Source organism: Lysobacter enzymogenes, assembly GCF_017168095.1.
Lineage (GTDB): Bacteria > Pseudomonadota > Gammaproteobacteria > Xanthomonadales > Xanthomonadaceae > Lysobacter > Lysobacter enzymogenes_D.
The window spans coordinates 1-3,641 of the sequence record NZ_LXSD01000116.1 but is presented as its reverse complement, the minus strand read 5'-3'; the positions used below and the strand labels follow the sequence as shown (position 1 = coordinate 3,641).

The window sequence follows — 3,641 nt, the reverse complement described above, 5'->3', positions numbered from 1 at the left end:
CCGCCTTCGCGGGCATGACGGTAGGTGGGTTTCGCGGCGTCTTTTCCAGCCGTCATCCCCGCGGAGGCGGGGATCCAGAGACTTCAGAGCCATGTCGCGGTAAAGCCCTGGATGCCCGGCTCCGCGGGCATGACGATAGGTCGGTTGCGGACGACAGGCTGGTTGCGAGGCCGTTTCTTTCGAGTTCGCCGCGCCGCACTCAGCCGCCGGCGCGCGCGCCGGCCCGATTCAGCCCGGCAGACGCCACTCGCCCAGCAACGAGTACTCGTTGCGCCGCCCCAATTCGCTGTGCAGCAGCACGAAGCGGTCGACGCGCCAGAGCAACGGCTCGATCGGCATCGCCGGCAAGCCGCGCTCGGCCTGGCGCACGACGGTGACGTGCGGCGCTTGCGCGCGGTGGCCGGCGACGACCTTGACCCCGTGCTTGGCCAGCGCCACGCCGAGCCGGTCCCACAGCAGGCTCAGGCCCGGATCGGGCTGGGCGCTGCCGAGCCACCACGGAATGTCGCGATTGGCGAAGCTGCCGGCGCGGTCGAGCGCGAGGTCGAACGCCGCGGCCTGCACCGTCGCCGCGGCGGCCGCGGCGCGTTGCGCCAGCGACTGCGGCAACGCGTCAAAATCGCCGAGGAATTGCAGGGTGAGGTGATAACGGTGGGCGCCGATCATGCGCCCGCCCGGCCGCTGCGCCGATTCCAGCGCCAGCGCGCGTTGGCGCATCTGCGCGCGCGCGTCGGCGTCCGGCCACAGGGCGAAAAACAGGCGGTGCAGCTCGCCGGGCTGGCGCGGCGAAGGTTCGCCGAACAAAGAAGACTGATGCATGCGCGAAGTCTAACCGCTGCCGCGCGCCGGCCGCGGGCCACGCACGACGCAGTCGGCGCGCGGCGTTGCGGCCGCGCACGGGCTGCGCGCTCAGGGTTTGGGCTTGGCGTCTTCGGCGTAGGTTCCGGCCGGTTCGCTCTCGATCTTGCGCGTGTCGGCGCCGAGAATCTCGGCGGCGACGCGGCGCACCGCGGCCGGGTCGGCCGCGCGCAGGTCGGCGTCGGGCTTCAGGCCGAGCGCGGCGACGGTATCGGCCAGCACCTTCTTGTTGGCGTAGGGGTGCGGATGATCGAGATTGTCGTCCTGGCTGCGGTAGAAGCGGTCGAGCAGCTTGCCGCGGCTGCTGTCGGCCTTGGCCAGCTCGACCAGCTTGGCCCGGTACTCCAGCCGCCACGGCGGCAGCTTGGGCCAGCGCTTGAGGTCGGCGAAATGCTGCGCTTCGTGGCCGAGGAAACTGACCTTGAAGTCTTCGCCCTGCAGGTCGCCGTAAGACTCGCGCACCGCGTACAGTCCCTCGGGCTTGACCCAGCCGGCCGTGCCGGTGGCGCCGCAAGCGCTGTAGTGGCTCCAGCCGCGGCTGATCCAGCCGTCCATCACGAACACCTTGACCGGCTGCTGGACGCCGCCCGGCAGGTCGACCGTGTAGTCGCGCTCCTCCTGTCCGCCCCACAGCAACAGGTCGTACAGCGGCGGCGTGCGGCCCTGCAGCGGATGCAGGCCGCTCTCGCGCAGGCGCGCGTCGATCTTGGCGTAAAGCGCTTCGAACGCCTCGTCGCCCTCGGCCGGCGGCGGCTCGCCGATCGCCGCGGCGAGGTCGTTCTTGAGCGCGCGCTCGAGTTCGCCGCGGCGCTGCGGCTCGCGCGCCGCGCGCCACCAATAGCGCTGGTAGATGCCGAGCACCTTGGCCGCGAACGCGTCCTTGGGCGCGCCCGCCGTCGGCGGCGGCGCCTTGCGCTCGTGGCGTTCGAACATGCACTGGCGGAAGGCCGCGTCCTTGCCGTCGAACTGCTCGGCCGGCGCGGCCTTGAGCGCGCCCAGCGCCTCGGGCACGTCGGCGCGCAGCACCGCGCCGAGCGCGCGGCTGACCGCATCGGCGGCCTGCGGGCCGCTGTTCGGCGACAGCGGCGCGGCGGCGGCGCCGATCATCCAGCCGATCAACACCGGCAATGCGGCCGCCGGCAACAGGGACAACAGCGGGGAACGATTACGCATGGGGACTCCGGGCTCGCGCGGTGGGGTGTCGGGCCCATTAGGCGGCGAGCGCGGGCGGCGAATCTTGTACGCACTTGATCTGTCCCGCATCCAACCGCCGCGAACCGGCGCGGCCCTGGCCGGACGACCGGGCGGACGCATCGGCGGACGCATCGGCGGACGCATCGGCGGAAGCATCGGCGGAAGCATCGGCGGACGCGGGCAGCCGGCCTTGAGCGAGCTCGCGGCGCAGTTGCAGCGGCGTACAGCCGGCATGGGCGACCACGATCCGGTGCAGATGGCTCTGGTCGGCGAAGCCGGCCGCGGCGGCGACCTGCGCCAGCGCCATCGGCGCGCCGAGCAACTGCAGCGCCCGGCGCCAGCGCGCCTCGCGCCGCAGCGCGCGCGGCGACATGCCGAAACTGCGGCCGAGCGCGCGGCTGGCGTGCTCGGCCGAGACGCCGAGTTCGCGCGCCAGCTCGGCGATCTCGCGCTCGTCCTGCGCCATCCGCCGCAGCAGTTCGCCCTGCCAGTCCGGCAGCGCGGCCGCGGCCTGCGGCGCGGCGCAGGCCAACAGTTCGCCCAGGCGCTGCGGCGCGCGTTCGAACACCTCGCGCGCCTCGCGCAGGTCGTGCACGCGCCAGGCGCGCGCGGCGAAGCCGGCGTCGGCGAGTACGCCTGGGCGCAAACTCGCGCTTGCGGGCAGGCCCGCGCTCAGCTCCAGATTGATCGCGCTGGCGCCGCTGCGGCCGAAGCGGTCGCCGTGGGCGTGGAACGGCGGGTGCAGCACCAGCGTTCCCGGCGCGCACGGCAGCGGGCCGTCGAGGCTGGATTCGGTGTAGTCGCCGTCCAGCACCAGCGCCGCGTAAGCCTCGCGATGGCGATGGGTGGCCAGCGCCGCGTTGCGGTCGTGGCGGGTGCGCCAGGCCTCGCTCATGGATGCGGCGCGGCGGCCGCGCGGCCGCGTTCGAGGTAATCGGCCAGGCCGCCCAGCTGCTGGCCCTGGACCTGGTCGACCACCGGCGCGAGCTTGGACAGATCGTCGGGCGTGTAGCCGCCGGCGCGATAGAACAGGACGATGCGGGTGCCGCCGCCCTGGGCCGGGCTGAGCCGGAATTCCATCGCCCCGCTCAGGCCCATGCCCTGCAGCGGGCCGAGCCCGCCGAGCAGGCGCAGGGTCTTGCCGGGGTCGACGAAGCTCACGGTCATGTGCGCCGCCTGGCGCTTGCCGTCTTCGCTGCGCTCGCAGAAGCAGCCGCCGGCGCGCGCGTCGATCGACAGGCGCGCGTCGCGGCCCCACCAGCTGTGATCCTTCGGCCACCAGCGGTCGACGTCGTCGGTCAGCGCCTTCCACGCGGTGGCGGCATCGACCGCCACGGTGCGTTCGTTTTCGACGCTGAAGCCGTTGGCGGCCGCGTCCTTCACCGCCGCCGCGGCGGGCGCGGCGGCGCCGGCGACGAGGGCGATCGCGATCGGGGCAACGCGGACGGTGCGCATCGGCTGGCTCCCGCGCCGCGCCTGCGGCGCCGATGGACGAATTAGGAACCGCGCGCGCGGCGGCGGCAATGGCCGGAAGTTGGGATGGCGTGCGGCGCGGCGCGGTTCGCAGGCGCGGCACGCGCGGACGCGGC

4 protein-coding genes are annotated in these 3,641 nt (G+C 73.6%); all 4 read right to left on the bottom strand.

The window, feature by feature from the left end; genetic code table 11:
- Nucleotides 1-228: 228 nt before the first annotated feature.
- Nucleotides 229-819 (bottom strand): RNA 2',3'-cyclic phosphodiesterase, encoded by a 591-nt coding sequence (gene thpR / locus A7A76_RS03360; RefSeq protein ID WP_206409868.1) that lies wholly within the window; start codon nt 817-819, stop codon nt 229-231.
- 90 nt (nt 820-909) lie between these two features.
- Entirely contained in the window at nt 910-2,031 is a 1,122-nt protein-coding gene (locus A7A76_RS03355) for a hypothetical protein (RefSeq protein ID WP_206409867.1), read from the bottom strand.
- A gap of 37 nt (nt 2,032-2,068) precedes the next feature.
- Nucleotides 2,069-2,947, bottom strand: a complete 879-nt coding sequence (locus A7A76_RS03350) for a helix-turn-helix domain-containing protein (protein WP_206409866.1) — start codon at nt 2,945-2,947, stop codon at nt 2,069-2,071.
- Complete coding sequence (locus tag A7A76_RS03345) at nt 2,944-3,507, bottom strand: SRPBCC family protein (protein WP_206409865.1); 564 nt, start codon at nt 3,505-3,507, stop codon at nt 2,944-2,946. The genes A7A76_RS03350 and A7A76_RS03345 overlap by 4 nt, the downstream gene beginning before the upstream one ends.
- Between the last annotated feature and the right edge of the window lie 134 nt (nt 3,508-3,641).